The sequence below is a fragment of the Rhodanobacter denitrificans genome, from assembly GCF_000230695.2.
In the GTDB taxonomy this organism is placed as follows: domain Bacteria; phylum Pseudomonadota; class Gammaproteobacteria; order Xanthomonadales; family Rhodanobacteraceae; genus Rhodanobacter; species Rhodanobacter denitrificans.
Map to the genome: position 1 here is coordinate 3551535 of NC_020541.1, position 19605 is coordinate 3571139.

General features: G+C 68.7%; 22 protein-coding genes, 1 tRNA gene and 1 other RNA gene. 16 read left to right on the top strand and 8 right to left on the bottom strand.

The window, feature by feature from the left end; genetic code table 11:
• Positions 1–51: 51 nt before the first annotated feature.
• Both gmk and R2APBS1_RS16320 read right to left on the bottom strand, forming a co-directional pair.
• Positions 52–687 carry a guanylate kinase gene (gene gmk, locus R2APBS1_RS16315; protein WP_007509545.1) on the bottom strand — a complete coding sequence of 212 codons (636 nt, stop codon included), beginning with the start codon at positions 685–687 and terminating at the stop codon, positions 52–54.
• Positions 684–1547 (bottom strand): YicC/YloC family endoribonuclease, encoded by an 864-nt coding sequence (locus R2APBS1_RS16320; protein WP_015448766.1) that lies wholly within the window; start codon positions 1545–1547, stop codon positions 684–686. The genes gmk and R2APBS1_RS16320 overlap by 4 nt, the downstream gene beginning before the upstream one ends.
• A gap of 76 nt (positions 1548–1623) precedes the next feature.
• Here R2APBS1_RS16320 and rph point away from each other — a divergent pair, with 76 nt between their 5' ends.
• The 10 genes from rph (at position 1624) to cydX (ending at position 11706) form a co-directional block, all read left to right on the top strand.
• A complete protein-coding gene (rph, locus tag R2APBS1_RS16325) occupies positions 1624–2355 on the top strand; it encodes a ribonuclease PH (RefSeq protein WP_015448767.1) in 732 nt (243 codons plus the stop codon).
• Between the two features lie 5 nt (positions 2356–2360).
• Entirely contained in the window at positions 2361–2960 is a 600-nt protein-coding gene (gene rdgB / locus R2APBS1_RS16330) for an RdgB/HAM1 family non-canonical purine NTP pyrophosphatase (protein ID WP_015448768.1), read from the top strand.
• Positions 2957–4123 carry a radical SAM family heme chaperone HemW gene (gene hemW, locus R2APBS1_RS16335; RefSeq protein ID WP_015448769.1) on the top strand — a complete coding sequence of 389 codons (1167 nt, stop codon included), beginning with the start codon at positions 2957–2959 and terminating at the stop codon, positions 4121–4123. The genes rdgB and hemW overlap by 4 nt, the downstream gene beginning before the upstream one ends.
• Positions 4124–4211: 88 nt before the next feature.
• The gene (locus R2APBS1_RS16340; RefSeq protein ID WP_015448770.1) at positions 4212–6506 is read left to right on the top strand and encodes a DUF1631 family protein; all 2295 of its coding nucleotides are present in this window, start codon (positions 4212–4214) and stop codon (positions 6504–6506) included.
• Positions 6503–6850: a PilZ domain-containing protein gene (locus tag R2APBS1_RS16345; RefSeq protein WP_007509557.1), complete on the top strand. Its 348-nt coding sequence runs from the start codon at positions 6503–6505 to the stop codon at positions 6848–6850. Before R2APBS1_RS16340 ends, R2APBS1_RS16345 begins: the two co-directional genes overlap by 4 nt.
• Before the next feature lie 160 nt (positions 6851–7010).
• Positions 7011–8327, top strand: coding sequence for a Xaa-Pro dipeptidase (pepQ, locus tag R2APBS1_RS16350; protein WP_015448771.1), 1317 nt, complete (start codon positions 7011–7013; stop codon positions 8325–8327).
• Between the two features lie 195 nt (positions 8328–8522).
• Complete coding sequence (cydP, locus tag R2APBS1_RS16355) at positions 8523–8753, top strand: cytochrome oxidase putative small subunit CydP (RefSeq protein ID WP_015448772.1); 231 nt, start codon at positions 8523–8525, stop codon at positions 8751–8753.
• The gene (locus R2APBS1_RS16360; RefSeq protein WP_015448773.1) at positions 8750–10321 is read left to right on the top strand and encodes a cytochrome ubiquinol oxidase subunit I; all 1572 of its coding nucleotides are present in this window, start codon (positions 8750–8752) and stop codon (positions 10319–10321) included. The genes cydP and R2APBS1_RS16360 overlap by 4 nt, the downstream gene beginning before the upstream one ends.
• A 9-nt stretch (positions 10322–10330) precedes the next feature.
• Positions 10331–11461: a cytochrome d ubiquinol oxidase subunit II gene (gene cydB / locus R2APBS1_RS16365; protein WP_015448774.1), complete on the top strand. Its 1131-nt coding sequence runs from the start codon at positions 10331–10333 to the stop codon at positions 11459–11461.
• Positions 11462–11565: 104 nt separating this feature from the next.
• A complete protein-coding gene (gene cydX / locus R2APBS1_RS16370) occupies positions 11566–11706 on the top strand; it encodes a cytochrome bd-I oxidase subunit CydX (protein WP_007509567.1) in 141 nt (46 codons plus the stop codon).
• Positions 11707–11733: 27 nt separating this feature from the next.
• Here cydX and R2APBS1_RS16375 read toward each other — a convergent pair whose 3' ends face one another.
• The gene (locus tag R2APBS1_RS16375; RefSeq protein WP_007509569.1) at positions 11734–13074 is read right to left on the bottom strand and encodes an aminopeptidase P N-terminal domain-containing protein; all 1341 of its coding nucleotides are present in this window, start codon (positions 13072–13074) and stop codon (positions 11734–11736) included.
• Entirely contained in the window at positions 13071–13634 is a 564-nt protein-coding gene (locus R2APBS1_RS16380; protein ID WP_015448775.1) for a UPF0149 family protein, read from the bottom strand. The genes R2APBS1_RS16375 and R2APBS1_RS16380 overlap by 4 nt, the downstream gene beginning before the upstream one ends.
• Positions 13635–13744: 110 nt before the next feature.
• Between R2APBS1_RS16380 and R2APBS1_RS16385 the strand changes: the two genes are divergently transcribed.
• From R2APBS1_RS16385 to rpiA, 6 genes are all read left to right on the top strand, one after another.
• Positions 13745–13984: a TIGR02449 family protein gene (locus R2APBS1_RS16385; protein WP_007509574.1), complete on the top strand. Its 240-nt coding sequence runs from the start codon at positions 13745–13747 to the stop codon at positions 13982–13984.
• A gap of 8 nt (positions 13985–13992) precedes the next feature.
• Complete coding sequence (locus R2APBS1_RS16390; RefSeq protein ID WP_007509576.1) at positions 13993–14301, top strand: cell division protein ZapA; 309 nt, start codon at positions 13993–13995, stop codon at positions 14299–14301.
• Between the two features lie 77 nt (positions 14302–14378).
• A non-coding RNA gene (gene ssrS / locus R2APBS1_RS19825) (6S RNA) lies at positions 14379–14565 on the top strand.
• 64 nt (positions 14566–14629) lie between these two features.
• Entirely contained in the window at positions 14630–15235 is a 606-nt protein-coding gene (locus tag R2APBS1_RS16395; RefSeq protein WP_041676812.1) for a 5-formyltetrahydrofolate cyclo-ligase, read from the top strand.
• Positions 15232–15684: an EVE domain-containing protein gene (locus tag R2APBS1_RS16400; RefSeq protein ID WP_015448777.1), complete on the top strand. Its 453-nt coding sequence runs from the start codon at positions 15232–15234 to the stop codon at positions 15682–15684. The genes R2APBS1_RS16395 and R2APBS1_RS16400 overlap by 4 nt, the downstream gene beginning before the upstream one ends.
• A gap of 34 nt (positions 15685–15718) precedes the next feature.
• Positions 15719–16363 (top strand): ribose-5-phosphate isomerase RpiA, encoded by a 645-nt coding sequence (gene rpiA, locus R2APBS1_RS16405; RefSeq protein ID WP_015448778.1) that lies wholly within the window; start codon positions 15719–15721, stop codon positions 16361–16363.
• 86 nt (positions 16364–16449) lie between these two features.
• Here the strand turns inward: rpiA and R2APBS1_RS16410 are convergent, their stop codons facing one another.
• The 4 genes from R2APBS1_RS16410 to rplM form a co-directional block, all read right to left on the bottom strand.
• The gene (locus R2APBS1_RS16410) at positions 16450–18372 is read right to left on the bottom strand and encodes a chloride channel protein (RefSeq protein ID WP_015448779.1); all 1923 of its coding nucleotides are present in this window, start codon (positions 18370–18372) and stop codon (positions 16450–16452) included.
• A gap of 231 nt (positions 18373–18603) precedes the next feature.
• Positions 18604–18678 (bottom strand) — tRNA-Gln (locus R2APBS1_RS16415).
• A 12-nt stretch (positions 18679–18690) separates the two neighbouring features.
• Positions 18691–19083 (bottom strand): 30S ribosomal protein S9, encoded by a 393-nt coding sequence (gene rpsI, locus R2APBS1_RS16420; protein ID WP_041677086.1) that lies wholly within the window; start codon positions 19081–19083, stop codon positions 18691–18693.
• Positions 19084–19093: 10 nt separating this feature from the next.
• A complete protein-coding gene (gene rplM / locus R2APBS1_RS16425; protein ID WP_007509589.1) occupies positions 19094–19522 on the bottom strand; it encodes a 50S ribosomal protein L13 in 429 nt (142 codons plus the stop codon).
• Positions 19523–19605: the final 83 nt, after the last annotated feature.

The window sequence follows — 19605 nt, forward strand, 5'->3', positions numbered from 1 at the left end:
CGGACAAGGTAGCGGAAGCGTCGGGCTAAGACCATGCGCTGGCGCTACGGTTCAACCGGCCTCGTCGGCCAGCAGCTCGGCGATCAGCGCCTCGTGCCGCCGCCACTGCAGCGTACCGCGCAGGCGCACCGCCCGCACGATCGCCTGCAGGCCGGCCAGCGCCTCGTCGAACACGTCGTTGACCAGGATGTAGTCGAACTCGTGCGCATGGGCGATCTCGCCGCGCGAATTGCGCAGCCGGCGCTCGATCACCTCGGCGCTGTCCGACCCGCGCCCGCGCAGGCGCCGTTCGAGTTCCGCCCGCGACGGCGGCAGGATGAACACGCTGACGCAATCGGGCTTGCTCGCGCGGATCTGCTGGGCGCCCTGCCAGTCGATCTCCAGCAGCACGTCGCGGCCCTGCCCCAGCAGCTCCTGCACCGTGGTGCGCGAGGTGCCATAGAGGTTGCCGTGCACCTCGGCATGTTCGAGGAAGATGCCTTCGGCGATCTCGCGCTCGAATTCCGCGCGCTCGACGAAGTAGTAGTGCCGTCCGTACGTCTCGCCCGGCCGCGGCGGCCGCGTGGTGTGCGACACCGACAGCGAAATAGTGCTCTCGCGCTCGAGCAGCGCGTTGACCAGGGTCGACTTGCCGGCCCCGGACGGCGCGGCGACCACGAACAGCGTGCCTTCGATGGAGGCGTTCATTCGATGTTCTGCACCTGTTCGCGCATCTGCTCGATCAGTACCTTCAGTTCGACGGCCGCGTTGGTGCTGCGCGCGTCGACCGACTTGGAGCCCAGCGTGTTCGCCTCGCGGTTGAACTCCTGCATCAGGAAATCCAGCCGGCGGCCGACCGGCTCGGCCAGCCCCAGCACGCGGCGCGTCTCGCCAATGTGCGTGCTGAGCCGGTCGAGCTCCTCGTCGACGTCGGTACGGCTGATCTGCAGCACCAGCTCCTGTTCCAGCCGGCCCGGCTCGACCGGCTGCTTGAGGTCGGCCAGCCGCGTTTCCAGCCGGGTACGCAGCGCGGCGCGGATCTCCGGCATCCAGCCGCGCACGTCGGCGACCACGCGTTCGATCGCGTCCAGCTTGTCGCGCAGGATCCCGCCCAGCTTCTCGCCCTCGCGCTCGCGGGTGGCGGTGAGCGCATCCAGCGCGCGGTCGAGCACCTCGAACAGCGCGGCCTGCTGCGCTTCGGGATCGACTTCGGCCTGCTGCATCACCCCGGGGAATCGCAGCAGTTCGGTGAGCTGCACCTGCAAGCCGGGAAACAACGCAGCCAGGTCCAGGTTCAGTTCCGACAGACGCGACAGCAGCGCGGTGTCCACGTGCAGCGAATCGCCGCGCGCCTCGCCGCCGCGCAAACGCACGGTCAGGTCGAGCTTTCCGCGCGACAGCTTCGCCGCGACGCGTTCGCGCAACTGCGACTCGAAACCGCGCAACTCGTCCGGCAGCCGCGGGCTCAGCTCAAGGTAGCGGTGGTTGACCGTGCGCAGCTCGCAGCTGAGCGTGCCGGCGGGGCCGGTGGTTTCGGCGCTGGCGTAGGCCGTCATGCTGCGGATCATCGGCGCCTTCGGGACGTGGGGAAAGGACGCAATGGTAAACTCTCCGGTCCAACCTTGCCCAATCCGGCCACTCCCCATGAATTCCGTCACCCGCCCCAGTGGCCGCACCAGCGACCAGCTGCGCAGCGTCAGCATCGAACGCCACTACACCCGCCACGCCGAAGGCTCGGTGCTGGTCAGCTTCGGCGACACCCGCGTACTGTGCACCGCCAGCATCGAGGACCGCGCGCCGGCCTGGCTGCGCGGCAAGGGCGAGGGCTGGATCACCGCCGAATACGGCATGCTGCCGCGCGCCACCAACACCCGCACCCAGCGCGAGGCCACCCGCGGCGGCCAGGGCGGGCGCACCATGGAAATCCAGCGGCTGATCGGCCGCAGCCTGCGCGCCTGCGTCAACCGGCAGGCGCTGGGCGAGCGCGTGATCACACTGGACTGCGATGTGCTGCAGGCCGACGGCGGCACCCGCACCGCGGCGATCACCGGCGCCTACGTGGCCCTGGTCGATGCAGTGAACCTGCTGATGAAGCGCGAGAACCTGAAGCGCAATCCGGTGGTGGGCGCGGTCGCCGCGGTCTCGGTGGGCATCTACCAGGGCGTGCCGGTGCTCGACCTCGACTACGCCGAGGATTCCGACTGCGACACCGACATGAACGTGGTGATGAACGACGGCGGCGGCTTCATCGAGGTGCAGGGCACCGCCGAAGGCCACGCGTTCCGCCGCAATGAAATGGATGCGCTGCTGGCGCTGGCCGAGAAAGGCATCGGCGAACTGGTCGCGGCGCAGCGCGCGGCACTGGCGCAGGGCTGAGCACGATGTCGCGCATCGTGCTGGCCAGCAGCAACCCGGGCAAACTGAAGGAGTTCGGCGCACTGCTCGCCGGCAGCGGCCTCGACGTCATACCGCAGGCCAGCCTGGGCATCCGCGACGCCGACGAAACCGGCCACACCTTCATCGAGAATGCCCTGCTCAAGGCGCGCCACGCCGCGCAGGCCAGCGGGCTGCCTGCGCTGGCCGACGACTCGGGCCTGTGCGTGGACCATCTGCACGGCGCGCCGGGCCTGTATTCGGCGCGCTACAGCGGCGGCCACGGTGACGCCACGGCAAACAACGCGAAGCTGCTGCGCGAACTCGATGGCGTGCCGGTCGAACGGCGCGGCGCGTTCTTCATCTGCGTGCTGGTGCTGCTGCAGCATGCCGGCGACCCGGCTCCGCTGATCGCCGAAGCGCGCTGGCACGGGCGCATCCTCACCGAAGGTCGCGGCAGCGGCGGCTTCGGCTACAACCCGGTATTCCTGCCCGACGGCTACGAGCAAAGCGTGGCCGAAATGGACGATGCGCTGAAGAACCGCCTCAGTCATCGTGGCCAGGCGCTGGCGAAACTGCACGACCGGCTGCGCGAACTTCGCCCATGAGCCTCATCGCACCGCCGCTGTCGCTGTACGTGCACATGCCGTGGTGCGTGAAGAAGTGCCCGTACTGCGACTTCAACTCGCACGGCCTGCGCAGCGAACCACCGCCGTATGCCCAGTACATCGACCACCTGCTGGCCGACCTCGACGCCGATCGCGCGGATTTCGCGCCGGCACTCGAAGGCCGCCCGGTCGTCAGCGTGTTCTTCGGCGGCGGCACGCCCAGCCTGTTCGCGCCGAAGCTGATCGCGCGCCTGCTTGACGGCGTGCGCGAGCGGCTGCCGCTGGCGGACGATGTCGAGATCACCCTGGAGACCAACCCCGGCACGGTCGAGCACGGCAGCTTCGACGGCTATCTCGCCGCCGGAGTCAACCGCATCTCGTTCGGCATACAGAGCTTCGACGACGACAAGCTGCGCCGGCTCGGCCGCATCCACTCGGCCGGCGAGGCGGAAGCCGCGGTGAAGTCGGCGCAGGACGCCGGCTACGCCAACATCAACCTCGACCTGATGTACGCGCTGCCGAAGCAGGAACTGGACGGTGCGCTGGCCGACGTGGAACGCGCCGTGGCGCTCAAGCCCACCCACATCTCGCACTACCAGCTGACGCTGGAGCCGAATACCGCGTTCGCCGCCAACCCGCCGCCGCTGCCCGACGACGACCACGCCTGGGCGATGCAGGAGGCCTGCGAGGCGCGCCTGGCCGCCGCCGGCTATGGCCAGTACGAAATTTCCGCGTATGCGCAGCCCGGCCGGCGCTGCGTGCACAACCTCAACTACTGGCAGTTCGGCGACTACCTCGGCATCGGTGCCGGCGCCCACGGCAAGCTCAGCGATGCCGCCGGCGGCCAGGTGCGCCGGCGCTGGAAGACCCGCGGCCCGCGCGCCTACCTGGACGCCGCCGGCGGTCCGGCCCGGATCGGCGGCGACCACACGGTCGACGCGGGCGAGCTGCCATTCGAATACATGCTCAACGCGCTGCGCCTGGTCGATGGCGTGCCGATGGCCGCGTTTGCCGAGCGCACCGGCCTGCCGCCGCGGCGGATCGCCGCCGCGCTGGCCGCAGCGGTCCGCCGCGGCTGGCTGCACGACGACCCGCAGCGGTTGCACACCACCGTGCTGGGCCAGCGCTTCCTCAACGACGTGATCGGCACATTTCTGGACTGAACGTCGCACCGCGACGGCCTGCACCCAATGGCATCGCTGTCGCAACCGGCATAGACTTGCCGCTCCGGGGGAATTGGCAGGTTCATGCATGGATGTCGGGCACGATCGACGTCACTCGTCCGCGTCGCCGCAGGGCGGCCGCGTCGGCAACGCACGCTGGCCGGCGCGTACGCAACGCCTGCTGGAAGCCAGCTACCACCACTGCGTGGAAGGCTTGCAGGAACCTCTGCGCCGCTGCCTGGGCGAATTCGAGAAACAGCTGTTCGCGCTGGCCGAACGCGCGCACCATGCCGGCGAGCAGCAGGACTGCTTCGCCAGTCGGCAACACGTGCTGCAGGGACGCACCGCCTACACGCAGCGTTTCATGGAGCGCCTCGGCAGCGTGTTCAACGACATCGACCGCGCCAGCGCCGCACCGCCCGCCACCCATCCGAAGCCGTGGCAGGCGCTGACCCTGGTCGACCCCGGCGAGCAGGAAGTGTCGATGACCCTGGAACAGCTGGGTGCCCGCGGCGAGGTGCGCCATGCCAGCGTGCTGTACGAGCTGGGCCACCGGCTGGCGGTGCTGGTCGGTGCGCCGCCGCTGGAGGGCCAGGCGTTGCCGCTGGGTCCCTATGCGCTGGCCCGGGCCTGCCATGAGGCCAGCGCCGAGCTGGAACTGCCGCTGCCGCATCAGCTGCTGCTGCTGCAGCACTTCGACCAGTGGGTGCTCCAGGCGCTGGCGCCGTTGTACGACATCATCAATGCACAGCTGCAGGGCGACGGCATCCTGCCGCAGTTGCGCAGCATCCCGATTCCGCGACACGTCGGCAAACGGGCACGCCCCGCCACCGCCGGCAGCACCGGCGCAGCCGGCGAGCCGGCGGCCACCGGTACCGCCACGGCACACGCCGGCGGCGCCGGAGCCGGCCCGACCGGCGGCAGCGGCGCGCCGATCGAGGTGCTCGAGTCCCTGCGCGACCTGCTCGCGCGGCAGCGCGCCAGCCAGAGCGGCATCAGCGGCCAGGCGGTCGGCCGGGCCGCCAGCGAACAGGAACTGCAATCCGCGCTGGGCGCGTTGCAGCAACACCTGGCCCAGGTCACCGACCAGGCCGGCCGCGAACTGCGCAGCGCGGCCCGGCTGCGCGAGGAACTGCTGGCCCAGCTCAATGTGGGCAAGCCCGGCGACGCGCCGCGCACCCAGCTCAGCGACGAGCAAGGCGACAAGGTGGAACTGGTCGCGCGGCTGTTCGAACAGCTCGGCCAGCAGTTGCAGCAGGGCGGCAACGCCCATCAGCTGCTCGGCAGCCTGCAACTGCCGGTGCTGCGCATGGCGGTGGCCGACCGCGGCTTCTTCGAGAAACGCGAGCATCCGGCACGCCGCCTGCTCGACACGGTGACCGCCGCGGCGAACGACTGGCTCGACGGCAGCGACGACGAGAGCAACCGCCCGCTGGCGACCAAGCTCGAGCAGCTGGTCAGCCGCGCCAGCCAGGAACCGCCCAGCGCCGGCCTGTACACCACGCTGCTGGCCGACATCGAGCATCACCTGGCCCTGCTCACGCGCAAGGCACAGGCGGCCGAACGGCGCCACGTGGAAGCCGCGCAGGGGCGCGAGCGGCTGGACCAGGCCCGCCACCGCGCCGGCGAGCTGATGGCCGAACGCTTCGCGCAGTCGCCGCCGCGCGGCCTGTTGCGCGCCCTGCTCGACCGCGCCTGGTCCGACGTGCTGGCGTTGACCCTGCTGCGGCACGGCGAGGACAGCGAAGCATTCGGCATGCAGCTGGCGATCACCGACCAGTTGCTCGGCCGCCTGCCGGTGGGCGACCGCCTGCAACTGCAGGCGGAGGTGGAGTCCGGCCTGCAGCAGATCGGCATGCACGTCGAGGAAGCCGTGCAGGTGGCGCAGCGGCTGCTCGGCGCGGGCAAGCCCGACCCGGCCGTGGAGTTGCCCAGCGCCACCGACCTCGCCTTGCGGCTCAAGCAGCACCAACGTCTCGGCCAACTGCAGTCCACCCCGCAGCACGAACCGGCGGCGGCCGCCCAGCCGGACCCGGCGCCGGCACCCAGCCCGCGTGAACGGAGCATCGAACAGCACCTGCGCGAGCTGCCGTTCGGCAGCTGGTTCGAATTCGTCGACCCGGGCACCGGAACGATCGCCCGGCGCAAGCTGGCCTGGCACTCGCCGATGTCCGGACGCTGCCTGCTGGTCAGCCGGCGCGGTCAGCGCGGTGAGGAGATGAGCCTGGCGCAACTGGCCCATGAAGTGGCCAGTGGTCGCGCCTGCGAGGTGCCGGCGCAACCGGAGAGCCTGCTCGACCGCGCCTGGCGCAGCCTCACCGGCAGCCTGCGCCAGACGACCGCCTCCCGCCGCCCCACTCCGCCAGAGGCCGCGCGCCGATGAGCACCAGCGACCAGCGCCGCGCCGAGCGCAAGCGCGCCAACGCCAACGCCATCGTCACCGATGCGATCAGCGGCCTGCCGATCGGCCACCTGGGCAACCTGTCGATGACCGGCATGCTGCTGATCAGCGCGCAGGCGCCGCGCAGCGAGGCACTGTACCAGGTCAGCATGACCCTGCCCGGTTCGGAGCGGATGCTGGCCCAGTCGCAGCCGATCGAAGTGGGCATCCAGGAGCAGTGGCACGAATCGGCCGCCAGCACGGGGCAGATCTGGGCCGGCTACCGCATCGTGGCGATCACCGACGCCGACGCCGCCCGCATCGAGAGCTGGCTGGCGCAGGACTGACGCCGCGCCGGCAGCTGGCTGGCGGTCGCCGCGTGTACGCGCCATCATGCACGCGCGTCCCTTTCCCCAGTTCACCACGGGTTGTACCGGCCCTGTGCGCACGCCTCCCGGCGACGGCCAGCGAGCAGGCAGCAGGACGGCCCGCCGCCGAGGAGTCACCATGCACCAGCCGTCCGCCCCGCTGTATGCGCAGCACCTGGCCACCCTGTGCGAACGTGCCGACAGGGCATTGGCGCAGGGCGGTTTCGACCACCTGCTGGTTGCCGCCGGCACGCCGCCGCGCAAGTTCCTCGACGACCAGGATTACCCGTTCGTCGCCAACCCGCACTTCCGGCACTGGCTGCCGCTGGACGGCACCCCGGGCAGCTGGGTCGCCTACACCCCGGGTGCGAAGCCGAAGCTGGTGTTCGTACAGCCGCACGACTACTGGCACGTGGTGCCGGAAGCACCGCACGGCTACTGGGTCGAACATTTCGACATCGTGATCGTGCGCAGCGCGGCGGACGCCGTCGCGCAGCTGCCGCGGGGCCGCGGCGCGGTGCTCGCCCCGGCCTGCCCGGGCATCGACGGCGTGGAGATCAACAACCCGCAGGCCGTGCTCGACTGCCTGCACTGGCACCGCAGCTACAAGACGCCGTACGAACTGGCACTGATGCGCGAAGCCAATCGCATCGGCACCCGCGCACACCGCGCCGCCGAGGCCGCCTTCCGCGCCGACCGCAGTGAATTCGGCATCCACCTGACCTACCTCGCCGCCGCGCGCCAGATCGACGCCGAGCTGCCGTACGCCAGCATCGTGGCGCTGAACCAGCACGGTGCGGTGCTGCACTACACGCACTTCGACCGCATGCCGCCGGCGCAGGGCCGCTCGTTCCTGATCGACGCCGGCGCCAGCGCCGCCGGCTACGCCAGCGACATCACCCGTACCTACGCCGGCACGCAGGCGGGCGAGTTCCAGGCGCTGATCGACAGCATGGATGCCGCCCAGCAGGGCTTCGTGGCGAAGGTGCGCGCCGGGCAGAGCTACCCCGAGCTGCACCTCCACGCCCACCACGTCATTGCCGGCGTGCTGCGCGAGCACGGCTTCATCCGCCTGAGCGCGGAGAGCGCGGTCGAGTCCGGCGTGACCGGCACCTTCTTCCCGCACGGGCTGGGTCACCCGCTCGGCCTGCAGGTGCACGACGTCGCCGGCTTCCAGCAGAGCGAGCGCGGCGGCAGCATCCCGCGTCCGGACGGCCATCCCTACCTGCGCATGACTCGCGTGCTGGAGCCGGGCATGGTGGTGACGATCGAGCCGGGCCTGTACTTCATCGACATGCTGCTGGCCGAACTGCGCGACAAGCCGGTGGCCGCCGACATCGACTGGGCGAAGGTCGACCATTTCCGCCAGTACGGCGGCATCCGCATCGAGGACGACGTGGCCTGCACCGACGGCGCACCGGAAAACCTCACGCGCGACGCGTTCGCTTCGGCCTGAGTCGAAGCAGTCCCCCGCTTGTTCATTTGCCCCCTTCGGCAGCGAAACCGCTTTCGGCCTCCGCAGGGAGGGCGAGCGACTTTTCGCTGCGGGTAACCGTACGCACCGGGGCAGTCGCCGCTGCGACATTCGTCCACACCGTGACGACATCCGTGCGGCGTATGCTGCGCGGCAGGTAGTGCACGGATTCGTCGCATGTCCCGCCCCGCGATTTCCAGCGTTCCACCTGAAGGTCTGCACACGCCGCCGCGCCCGCTGCGGCGGCTGACGTTCGAGTTGTTCGGCATCGTCGCGCTGAAGATCGCGGCGCTCGCGCTGATCTGGTGGGTGGTGCTCGCGCCGCAACCGAAACCCGACGCCAGCCCCGATGCGATCGCGCAGCGGTTGGCGCCTTCTGCCCCCGTGTCGCCGGAAGCCCAGCCATGATCCTGATCGACGCCGACGTCGTCACGCTGTCGCGCCTGCAGTTCGCGCTGACCGCGCTGTACCACTTCCTGTTCGTGCCGCTGACGCTGGGCCTGGTGTGGATCCTGGCGATCATGGAAAGCGTCTACGTGATGACCGGGCGCGAGGTATGGAAGCGCATGGTGCAGTTCTGGGGCGTGCTGTTCGGCATCAACTTCGCGATGGGCGTGGCCACCGGGGTGACCATGGAGTTCCAGTTCGGCATGAACTGGGCGTACTACTCGCACTACGTGGGCGACATCTTCGGCGCGCCGCTGGCGATCGAGGGGCTGATGGCGTTCTTCCTCGAAGCCACCCTGGTCGGCGTGTTCTTCATGGGCTGGGAGCGCATCTCGCGGATCAAGCACCTGCTGGTGACCTGGTTCCTGGCGCTGGGCACCAGCCTGTCGGCGCTGTGGATCCTGGTGGCGAACGCGTGGATGCAGAACCCGGTCGGCGCCGCGTTCAACCCCGAAACGATGCGCATGGAAGTGACCTCGTTCTCCGCGGTGCTGTTCAACCCGGTGGCGCAGGACAAGTTCGTGCACACGGTGAGCGCCGGCTACGTGCTGGGCGCGATGTTCGTGCTGTCGATCAGCGCGTGGTACCTGCTGCGCGGGCGCAACGTGGATTTCGCCAAGCGCTCGATGACGGTGGCGGCCAGCTTCGGGCTGGCGGCGGCGCTGTCGGTGGTGGTGCTGGGCGACGAGTCCGGCTACAGCGTGTCGCTGAACCAGAAGATGAAGATGGCCTCGATCGAGGCGATGTGGGAGACCGAACCGGCGCCGGCGCCATTCACCCTGTTCGGCCTGCCCGACATGCAGCAGCGCACCACCCATTACGCGCTGAAGATCCCGTGGGTGATGGGCCTGATCGGCACCCGTTCTCTCGACCAGACGATGCCCGGCATCAACGAACTGGTGGACGACGCGAAGGGACGGATCGGCAACGGCATCCAAGCCTACGACGCGATGCTGATGCTGCGCCGGGACAAGGACGACGCGCAGGCGAAAGCGACACTCGCCGCGCACGACCAGGACCTCGGCTATGCGCTGCTGCTGAAGAAGTACGTCGACGACCCGCGCCGGGCCACGCCGGCGGATATCCAGAAGGCCGCCGACAGCACCATCCCGAACGTGCCGGTGCTGTTCTGGTCGTTCCGCATCATGGTCGCCTGCGGCTTCTATTTCATCGCGCTGTTCGCACTCTCGTTCTGGAAGGCCAGCAAGCGCACGCTGGACCGCCAGCGCGGGTACCTGCGCCTGGCGCTGTGGAGCCTGCCGCTGCCGTGGATCGCCATCGAGCTGGGCTGGATCGTGGCCGAGTACGGCCGCCAGCCGTGGGCGATCGAGGGCGTGCTGCCCACCGCGCTGGGCGTGTCGGCGGTGAGCACCGGCCAGATCCTCACCTCGCTCGGCGGTTTCCTGCTGTTCTACACCGCGCTGGCGGTGGTCGACGCGGTGCTGATGCTGAAGTTCGCGCGCAAGGGGCCGGACGGGCTTGGCCTCTGGCCACCGGCGCTCGCCACCCTTCCCTCCGACCGGCCCTGAGGAATCGCCATGCTCGACTACGCCACGCTGCGGGTGATCTGGTGGGCCTTGCTCGGCACGCTGCTGATCGGTTTCGCGATCATGGACGGCTTCGACTTCGGCGTCGCCGGCCTGCTGAAGGTACTCGGCCGCGACAACGAGGAACGGCAGGTGCTGCTGGAAGGCATCGAGCCGACCTGGGAAGGCAACCAGGTGTGGTTCATCCTGGCCGGCGGCGCCACCTTCGCGGCGTGGCCGACGCTTTACGCGGTGTCGTTTTCCGGCATGTATTTCGCCATCGCGCTGGTGCTGCTGGCCTTCATCCTGCGCCCGGTCGGCTTCAACTTCCGCGGCAAGATCCGTGACCCGCGCTGGGCCTCGCTATGGGACTGGGTGCTGACCGGTTCCGGACTGGCGGTGATGCTGCTGGCCGGCGTCGCCTTCGGCAACCTGTTCCTCGGCCTGCCGTTCCGCTTCGACGACGACCTGCGCATGAGCTGGCTCGGCGGCTTGCTCGACCTGCTGCATCCGTTCGCGCTGCTGTGCGGGTTGGTCTCGCTCGCCATGCTGCTGGCGCACGGGGCGTGCTTCGCCGCGCTGAAGGCCGATCACGCGATCGCCGCCAGGGCGGTGACGATCGCACGCTGGACGACGCTGCTCTTTGCCGTGCTGTACGTGTCGGCCGGCATGTGGCTGGCCTGGGGCATTCCCGGCTACGCGACCGTCGGGCCGGTGGCGACCGAAGGCGTTTCCAATCCGCTGTACAAGCAGGTCGCGGTCGGCGGCAGCTGGTTTGCCGGCTACCTGCAGTACCCGTGGTTCTGGGCTGCGCCGACGCTGGCGCTGGCCGCGGCGGTCGGCGTGCAGGCGCTGGTCGGTCGGCGCGGGGTGAGCGGCTTCATCGCCAGCAGCCTGATGGTTGGCGGCACGATCGCCTCGGCCGGCTTCGCGCTGTTTCCGTTCCTGCTGCCGTCCAGCCTCGACCCGCGCTCCAGCCTCACCGTGTGGGACGCGTCGTCGAGCCGCGGCACGCTGCAGCTGATGCTGGTGGCTACCCTGGTACTGCTGCCGGTGGTGATCCTCTACACCGGCTGGGTGTACCGGGTGATGCGCGGACGGGTCACGCTGGAGCAGGTGCGCAAGGCGCACGGCGGCTATTGAATGGGCAGGAGTGCAGCCCGCGCGCAATGGCTTCTGGCCATGTTCACGAAGAGCCATCGCGCACAGGGTGCGCTCCTGCACAACGAACGGGAGGTGATCTGACCATGTGGTATTTCTCGTGGATTCTCGGGCTGGGCCTGGCCTGCGCCTTCGCGATCCTCAACGCGATGTGGTACGAGGTGCACGCCACCGACGAGGCGAACCGCCTGCGCGAGGATTCCGAACTGTCGGACGCGTTGACCTAGGGACGCCCTGAACGGGCCAGGGCGCCCCTAGCGCCCGGCCAGCAGTGCCTCGATCGCCTCGGCCTCTTTCGGCATCGCGGCGGAGAGCACCTCGTTGCCGTCGCGGGTCACCGCCACGTCATCCTCGATGCGGATGCCGATGCCGCGCCAGCGCTCGGCCACCGAGCGGTCGTCCGGCGGCACGTACAGGCCCGGCTCCACCGTCAGCACCATGTCCGCCTCGAGCAGGCGCGAATCGCCGCCGACCCGGTAGTCGCCGACGTCGTGCACGTCCAGCCCCAGCCAATGGCCGGTCTTGGCCGGGAAGTAGCGCCGGTAGCTGCCGTCGGCGATCGCCGCGTCGGCATCACCCTTGAGCAGGCCCAGCTCGCACAGCCCGGCGGTCAGCACGCGCACCGCCGCCGTGTGCGCGGCACCGAACGGCCGTCCCGGGCGCACCTCGTCGATCGCCGCCAGCTGCGCGGCCAGCACCACTTCATACAACGCGCGCTGCTCGCGGCTGTAGCGGCCGCCGACCGGGAACGTGCGGCTGACGTCGGACGCATAGCAGTCCAGTTCGGCGCCGGCGTCGACCAGCAGCAGCTCGCCGTCGCGCAAGGCGGCGCGGTTGCTCTGGTAGTGCATCACGCAGGCGTTTGCGCCGCCGGCGACGATCGGCGGGAACGCCGGCACCGCGCCCTGGCCACGCACCACGCGCAGCAGCTCGGCCTCGACCTCGTACTCGTGGCGGCCCGGCGTGGCAATCCGCATCGCGGCGAGGTGCGCGTCCACCGCGATCGCCGCGGAGGCGCGCATCAGCTTCAGTTCGGCGCGCGACTTGTACAGGCGCAGGTCGTGCAGCAGGTGGCCGAGCGCCACGAACTCCTTCGGCACCACGCCGCCGCCGCGCAACTGGCGCAGGCGGCGCATCCATCCAAGCAGTTGCGCGTCGAACTCCGGCTCGCGGCCGAAGTGGCAGTACACCCGGCCGCGGCCCTCGATCATGCCGGGCAGGATGTCGTCGATGTCCTCGATCGGGAACGCGTCGTCCAGCCCGAAGTCGGCCACCGCCCGCTCGGTGCCGATCGACGGCCCGTGCCAGCGTTCGCGCGCCGGGTCGTGTTCGCGGCAGAACAGCACCGCCTCGCCATGGCGGCGCCCCGGCAGCAGCGCCAGCACCGCGTCGGATTCCGGAAAACCGGCCAGGTAATGGAAGTCCGAATCCTGCCGGTACGGCCATGCCGCGTCGGCGTTGCGCATGCGTTCGGGCGCGGCGGCGACCAGCAGCACCGCGTCCTCGCCCGCCATCTGCATCAGCTGGCGCCGGCGTCGCGCGAATTCGTCCGGGCCGATCGCCAGCGCGGCCAGCTTCGGGGCGCTCGGGATCAATGCACGCTGCCGCTGGCGGACGGGTCGGGTGCAGCACACTCGGCAAACAGCAGCATCGCGGCGACGCGCACGAACTCCTGCACCTCGATCAGCGCGTCCTCGTCTTCGTCCTCGCTGCCGAAATCGAACGAGGACGCGGCGATCGTGCCGAGGTCGCGCAGCACTTCCTGCGCCTCGTCCGACAGCTGCGCATGCGCCGCCGTGCCGGCCAACCCGAAGCCGCCGAGGAAGCCGCGGCACCAGTCGACCGTCGCCTCGGCCCGCTCGGCCAGCGGGCGGTCGTCCTCCGGCAGCAGCGGCTCGAAGCCCAGCTCGGCATCGGCCAGTTCGGTTTCGCTCTGCCGCGCCAGCCGGCCGAGCAGGGCCAGATCGTCCGCACCGATGTCGGTCGCCTCGCCGTCGAGCTGCAGCGCGGCCAGTACCGAGCTGCCGTGCAGCGAGCCGCCGCCGGCCAGATAGCCGCACAACGAGCCGTGCAGTTCGCTGGCCGTGGTGCCCAGGCGCAGGCGCCTGAGCAGCGCGTCGATGTCGTCGTGGCCCACAAGCCCGGGTGCCGTCATGGCGGTGCTCCGTCAGGTAATGGCCGCCAGTTTAATGCAGTCGCCGGGGCCGTCATCGCGGCTGTCGCGGGCGAGCTGTTTTCCGTCGGCGTCCTGTTATAGTTTCGTGCATGAGTACGCCCGAGCCCATCCAGCCCGATCCGGTCCATCAGGAATTGGCCGCCCTGGCCCAGCAGCTTGACCGGCTGCTGGACACGGTGCACCGGCTCAGCGAGGAAAACCGCAGCCTGCGCCAGAGCCAGGAGCAGCTGTCCGGCGAGCGCGCGGGCCTGCTGGCCCGCAACGAGCAGGCCCGCAGCCGCGTCGAGGCGATGATCCAGCGGCTCAAATCGCTTGAAAGCAACGGCTGATAGAACCCATGTCCAGCAGTGAACCGGTCGCGCTGCGACTGATCGACCGAGAATTCCTGATTGCCTGCGCGCCGGAAGAGCGCGACGGCCTGCTCGAGGCCGCCGGCTTCCTCGACCGCAAGATGCGCGAACTGCGCGCGAACGCGAAGGCACCCAGTTTCGAGCGGCTGGCGGTGCTCACCGCGATCAGCGTGGCGCACGAGTTCCTCAGCCTGCGCAAGCAGCACGACTACCAGGAGCAGCGACTCAGCGACGGCCTCGCCGCGCTGCGGAACAAGCTCGATGCCGCGCTCGACAGCGAGCCGGCCAAGCGCTAGAAACGGCGCGTCCGGCGAACCGCGAGCGGTCCCCGGCAGTGGCACATTCGCGATCAAGCGCCTAGAATCGTCCCCGGCGTTTTCTGCGATGTGCGCCAGCACACTCTTACATTTGCCTTGTTCCTAAATACGGCCCCGGGTCGGCTTCACATCGGCTGTTGTGCATGTCCGCCACGTGCGGAAAGCCTTGAGGCCATGTAGCTCTCCCACCTGATCCATCGTGGATCAAGGTCGTTCGGTGGGCAGCGGCATCGCGGTGACGCCACTCATTCCCCGCCCCGTTCGTCCCGCGACGAACGGGGCGAACTACGACGGAGTTGCGCGAAACGTGGACGCCACCGCCCGACGACGCGAGCTTCGCCAGCGCCTGGCCGATCAGCGTCGCGCCCTGCCACCGAGCGCACGCATCGCCGCCGCCCAGGGCCTGCGCCGCAGCCTTGAACAGCTCCCCGAATACCTCACCGACACACGCGTGGCCGGCTACTGGGCCAGCCACGGCGAGTTGCCGCTGAACCTGGCGATCGCGCCGCTGGCCGGCCGCGGCCAGCAGTTCCTGCTGCCGGTGATCGGCGCGGGCAAGCATTTGCGCTTCGCGCCGTGGCAAGCCGGCGACGACGTGCAGCCGAACCGCTACGGCATCCCCGAGCCGGCCGCGCCGACCGAACTGCTGGAACCGTTCCAGCTCGACCTGGTGTTCGTGCCGCTGCTCGGCTTCGACCGCCGCGGCAACCGTCTCGGCCACGGCGGCGGCTATTACGACCGCAGCTTCGCCTTCCTCAACGAGCAGGTGCGCCCGACCGAACCGTTGCTGGTCGGCGTCGGTTACGCGTTCCAGGAACTGCCGCAGGTCGAGGAGGAAGCGTGGGACGTGCCGCTCGACTTCATCGCCACCGAGCGCGAGCTGATCGACTGCCACCCGGAAGCAAACGCATGAACCACTGGCTGATGAAGTCCGAACCGGACGCGTTCTCGATCGACGACCTGAAACGCAAGAAGCGCGAAGCCTGGGACGGCGTGCGCAACTACCAGGCGCGCAACTTCATGCGCGACGGCATGCGCGTGGGCGACCCGGTCTTCTTCTACCACTCCAACTGCGCCGTACCCGGCATCGTCGGCATCGCCGAAGTGGCCACGGATGCGTACCCCGATCCCAGCCAGTTCGACCCCAAGAGCAGATACTTCGACCCCGGCAGCTCGCGAGACAAACCGCGCTGGATGCTGGTCGACGTGAAGTTCGTGAAGAAGCTCAAGCGCACGATCAGCCTGGACGAACTGAAGAACGACCCTGCCCTCGCCGACATGCCGCTGCTGCGCAAGGGCAACCGGCTCTCGGTGATGCCGGTCGACGCGGCGCACTGGAAATACATCCTCGCGCTGGAATGAGCGCGAGCCGACCACCCTCCACCGGAATCCACCGATGAGCAACGCCAACGAAAAACGCCAGGCCGGCGAAGCCGCGATCCGCTACGTCGAGGACGGCGCCATCGTCGGCGTCGGCACCGGCTCCACCGTGGCGTTCTTCATCGACGCGCTGGCCGACCTGAAGCAGCGCATCCAGGGCGCGGTGTCCAGCTCGGAGCAGTCCACCGCGCAGCTGAAGAAGCTCGGCATCCCGGTGCTCGACCTCAACGCCACCGGCCCGCTGACGCTCTATGTCGACGGCGCCGACGAGTGCGACCCGTACAAGCGCCTGATCAAGGGCGGCGGCGCCGCGCTGACGCGCGAGAAGATCGTCGCCGCGGCGAGCGAAAAGTTCGTCTGCATCATCGACTCCAGCAAGCGGGTCGAGCTGCTCGGCAAGTTCCCGGTGCCGATCGAGGTGATCCCGATGGCGCGCAGCCTGATCGGCCGCGAGATCGTCAAGCGCGGCGGCCACCCGGTATGGCGCGACGGCGTGGTCACCGACAACGGCAACTGGATCATCGACGTGCACGGCTGGCAGATCGTCGACCCGGCCGCGCTGGAAAGCGAGCTGAACCAGCTGCCCGGCATCGTCACCGTCGGCCTGTTCGCGCGGCGTCCGGCGGACGTGGTGCTGATCGGCGACCAGTTGATGGGCTGACGGCGGCGGCGGGCGTCGCTCGCTCGGCGCAATCATCGCGCGTGCCTTGATTCGTGCGCGGTCCCGCCCTGGACCGCCTCAGCGGATCACGCCGCGCCCGCCGGTTTTTCCGATTTGCCGAGCTTGATGTGGCGGCCCTTGAAGCGCGCCTCGCGCAGACGCCGCGCATGCGCAGCGAGAATGTCGCCCCGCGTGATGATGCCCACCAACCGATGCGGATCGTTCTTGCTCACCACCACCAGTCGCCCCACGCTCTCGGCGACCATGTGGTCGGCGGCCTCACGCAGTGAATGATCTTCGGTGACCGCGATCGGCGGCCGCGTCAGCAACTCCCCCAGCGCCAGGGTGTAATGCCATTGCGGATCGAGCAGGCTGCGCCGGGTCAACACGCCTTGCACGCGGCCCTGTTCGTCCACCACCGGATAACCCTGATGCTGAGTATGCGAGGCCTCGTCGGCCAGCCAGCGCCGCACTTCGGCAAGCGTCTGCGTGGTTCGCAGGGTAGTCACATTGCGCGAACAGGCCGTGCCCACGCTGACCTGCTCCAGGTAGTCGGCGGCATATTCCGACGGCACCTTCACGCCGCGACGGGCGATTTTCTCGGTCATGATGGTGTTGCGCATGAGCAGGGCCGAGATCAGGTAGGCAGCGGTGCAGCCACCCAGCAGGGGCAGCAGGCTGGCTGGCTGACGCGTGGTTTCGAAGGCGAAGACCACCGCCGTCAGCAGCGCGCGCGACGAGCCGGCGAAAATGGCCGCCATGCCCACCAGCGCCGCGATGCGCGGGTCGATGCCGAAGCCCGGCAGAAAATGATTGATGCCGATGCCGATCACCGCACCCAGCGAACCGCCGATCATGAACAGCGGTGCCAGCGTACCGCCGGAGGTGCCGCTGCCAAGCGCGATCACCCAGGAGACAAACTTCAATGCGCCAAAGCTGAGCAGCATGGTGAGACCGAAGTGGCCCTGTACAAGGGCGTCGATGTTGTCATAGCCCACGCCCAGGGTTCGCGGCTCGATCCAGCCGACGAAGCCGGCAACCAGCGCCCCCAATGCCGGCCACCACATCCAGTGAACCGGCAGTTTCTCGAACATGTCCTCAACGCCGTAAACCGCCTTGGTCACCCACACCGAGGCGTAACCGACCAGACCACCGATCAGGACGAAGCTGATCAGCGCCCAACCTCCTGGCTGCAGCACGTCGGGCATGGGAAACACCGGCGCGGCGCCGTAGGTCGCATAGCGCACGCCAACTGCCGTCACCGCGGCCAAGGCCACCGGGATCAGCGAGCGTGGACGCAGTTCGAACAACAGCAACTCCACCGCCAGCACCAGCGATGCCACCGGTGCACCGAACACCGCCGCCATGCCGGCCGCCGCACCGGCAGCCAGCAGCACCTTGCGTTCGTTGGCGGTGACTCGCAGGAGCTGGCCAATCAGCGAACCCATGGCGCCGCCGGTGGAGATGATCGGCCCCTCGGCACCGAACGGGCCGCCGGTGCCAATGGCAAATGCCGACGACAGCGGCTTCAACCAGGTGATCCGCGCCGGGATGTTGGATTCATTGGTGAGGATCTGCTCCATTGCCTCGGGAATGCCGTGCCCCTGGATTGCCCGCGAACCCCAGCGCGCCATGACGCCCGCAAGCAGGCCACCCACGACCGGAATCAGGATGACCCACGCCCCCAGCTGGTTGTCGGCCGGCGACAGCACGAACGAGCCCGTACGCGCATGCGGGCCGATTACGTCCGACACCCGACCGTAGAAGCACAGGTCGGTGATCAGGTTGATCGTGAGCATCAGCAGTTGCGCGACATAAGCCGCGACGACACCCAGAATCACCGCCAGTACGCTGATCAGCAGAATGCGGCGCGTGACCAGGGTGGATTTGCGCGGCATCCGCGCGGCATCCAGTGAAAGGCCCAGCGCAGGGGCAATCGGCAGTGCATCCGTGCTGCCTACCGTGCGCACATCGGTATGCTCCACGGGGGTGTCAGTGGCTGGCGTCATGAAATCATCACGGGGGTGAAAACGGGGATTTTACTCTGGTGCACTGCAAAACCGAAGGGACGAAGTCCATGAATTTGCACGCAATATCTTGCTGCTTCGCGACAACGCCTCGGCTCGAAAGCGGTGACGCTCAGTCCCGGCGTGCTTTCGGCCGGAACGAAAAAGCCCGCCATGAGGCGGGCTTCTCGGCCGGACCGCCACGCATCACTGCGGGTGTCGGCATCTGGATTTTGGCAGCCCCGGATGGATTCGAACCACCGAATGCCTGAGTCAGAGTCAGGTGCCTTACCGCTTGGCGACGGGGCTAGGAAGCTTAGTTTAGCGCTTCGAGAACTGCGTGGCGCGACGCGCCTTGTGCAGACCGACCTTCTTGCGCTCGACCTCGCGGGCGTCGCGGGTCACGAAGCCAGCCTTGCGCAGCGGCGACTTCAGGCTTTCGTCATACTCGATCAGCGCGCGGGCGATGCCCAGGCGGATTGCACCAGCCTGGCCGGTGATGCCGCCGCCGGCGACCGTCACCTTGATGTCGAACTTGTCGGTGTTCTGGGTCAGTTCGAGCGGCTGGCGCACGATCATGCACGAGGTCTCGCGGCCGAAGAACTGTTCGAGCGACTTGCCGTTGACTTCGATCGCGCCCTTGCCCTTGCGCAGGAACACGCGGGCGGCGGAGGCCTTGCGGCGGCCGGTGCCGTAATTCTGCTGGGTTGCCATGCTCATTTCCTTAGATCTCCAGCGCCTGCGGCTGCTGTGCGGTATGCGGATGCTCGGCGCCGCCGTAGACCTTGAGCTTGCGATACATCTCGCGGCCCAGCGGGTTCTTCGGCAGCATGCCCTTGACGGCGATCTCGATCACGCGCTCCGGGTAGGTCGCCAGCAGGTCCTTCAGGCTGGTGGTCTTCAGGTTGCCGACGTAACCGGTGAAGCGGTGGTACATCTTGTCGTCCAGCTTGGCGCCGGTGACCGCCACCTTCTGCGCGTTGATCACCACGATATAATCGCCGGTGTCGCAGTGCGGGGTGTATTCCGGCTTGTGCTTGCCGCGCAGACGACGGGCGATTTCGGTCGACAGGCGACCGAGCGTCTTGTTCGTAGCGTCGACCACGAACCAGTCGCGCTTGACGTTGTCGGCATTGGCGCTAAACGTTTTCATTTCAGAATACCTGTCTGCCGCCGTGAGGCGGTACGCATGATTCAGGAAAGCATGCTTCGGTGGAACAAAGGCGCGAGATGATA

Bases quoted from the DNA above. Each gene is read 5' to 3' on its own strand.
- gmk (WP_007509545.1), bottom strand. From the start codon at position 687: ATGAACGCCTCCATCGAAGGCACGCTGTTCGTGGTCGCCGCGCCGTCC.
- R2APBS1_RS16320 (WP_015448766.1), bottom strand. From the start codon at position 1,547: ATGATCCGCAGCATGACGGCCTACGCCAGCGCCGAAACCACCGGCCCC.
- rph (WP_015448767.1), top strand. From the start codon at position 1,624: ATGAATTCCGTCACCCGCCCCAGTGGCCGCACCAGCGACCAGCTGCGC.
- rdgB (WP_015448768.1), top strand. From the start codon at position 2,361: ATGTCGCGCATCGTGCTGGCCAGCAGCAACCCGGGCAAACTGAAGGAG.
- hemW (WP_015448769.1), top strand. From the start codon at position 2,957: ATGAGCCTCATCGCACCGCCGCTGTCGCTGTACGTGCACATGCCGTGG.
- R2APBS1_RS16340 (WP_015448770.1), top strand. From the start codon at position 4,212: ATGGATGTCGGGCACGATCGACGTCACTCGTCCGCGTCGCCGCAGGGC.
- R2APBS1_RS16345 (WP_007509557.1), top strand. From the start codon at position 6,503: ATGAGCACCAGCGACCAGCGCCGCGCCGAGCGCAAGCGCGCCAACGCC.
- pepQ (WP_015448771.1), top strand. From the start codon at position 7,011: ATGCACCAGCCGTCCGCCCCGCTGTATGCGCAGCACCTGGCCACCCTG.
- cydP (WP_015448772.1), top strand. From the start codon at position 8,523: ATGTCCCGCCCCGCGATTTCCAGCGTTCCACCTGAAGGTCTGCACACG.
- R2APBS1_RS16360 (WP_015448773.1), top strand. From the start codon at position 8,750: ATGATCCTGATCGACGCCGACGTCGTCACGCTGTCGCGCCTGCAGTTC.
- cydB (WP_015448774.1), top strand. From the start codon at position 10,331: ATGCTCGACTACGCCACGCTGCGGGTGATCTGGTGGGCCTTGCTCGGC.
- cydX (WP_007509567.1), top strand. From the start codon at position 11,566: ATGTGGTATTTCTCGTGGATTCTCGGGCTGGGCCTGGCCTGCGCCTTC.
- R2APBS1_RS16380 (WP_015448775.1), bottom strand. From the start codon at position 13,634: ATGACGGCACCCGGGCTTGTGGGCCACGACGACATCGACGCGCTGCTC.
- R2APBS1_RS16385 (WP_007509574.1), top strand. From the start codon at position 13,745: ATGAGTACGCCCGAGCCCATCCAGCCCGATCCGGTCCATCAGGAATTG.
- R2APBS1_RS16390 (WP_007509576.1), top strand. From the start codon at position 13,993: ATGTCCAGCAGTGAACCGGTCGCGCTGCGACTGATCGACCGAGAATTC.
- R2APBS1_RS16400 (WP_015448777.1), top strand. From the start codon at position 15,232: ATGAACCACTGGCTGATGAAGTCCGAACCGGACGCGTTCTCGATCGAC.
- rpiA (WP_015448778.1), top strand. From the start codon at position 15,719: ATGAGCAACGCCAACGAAAAACGCCAGGCCGGCGAAGCCGCGATCCGC.
- R2APBS1_RS16410 (WP_015448779.1), bottom strand. From the start codon at position 18,372: ATGACGCCAGCCACTGACACCCCCGTGGAGCATACCGATGTGCGCACG.
- rpsI (WP_041677086.1), bottom strand. From the start codon at position 19,083: ATGGCAACCCAGCAGAATTACGGCACCGGCCGCCGCAAGGCCTCCGCC.
- rplM (WP_007509589.1), bottom strand. From the start codon at position 19,522: ATGAAAACGTTTAGCGCCAATGCCGACAACGTCAAGCGCGACTGGTTC.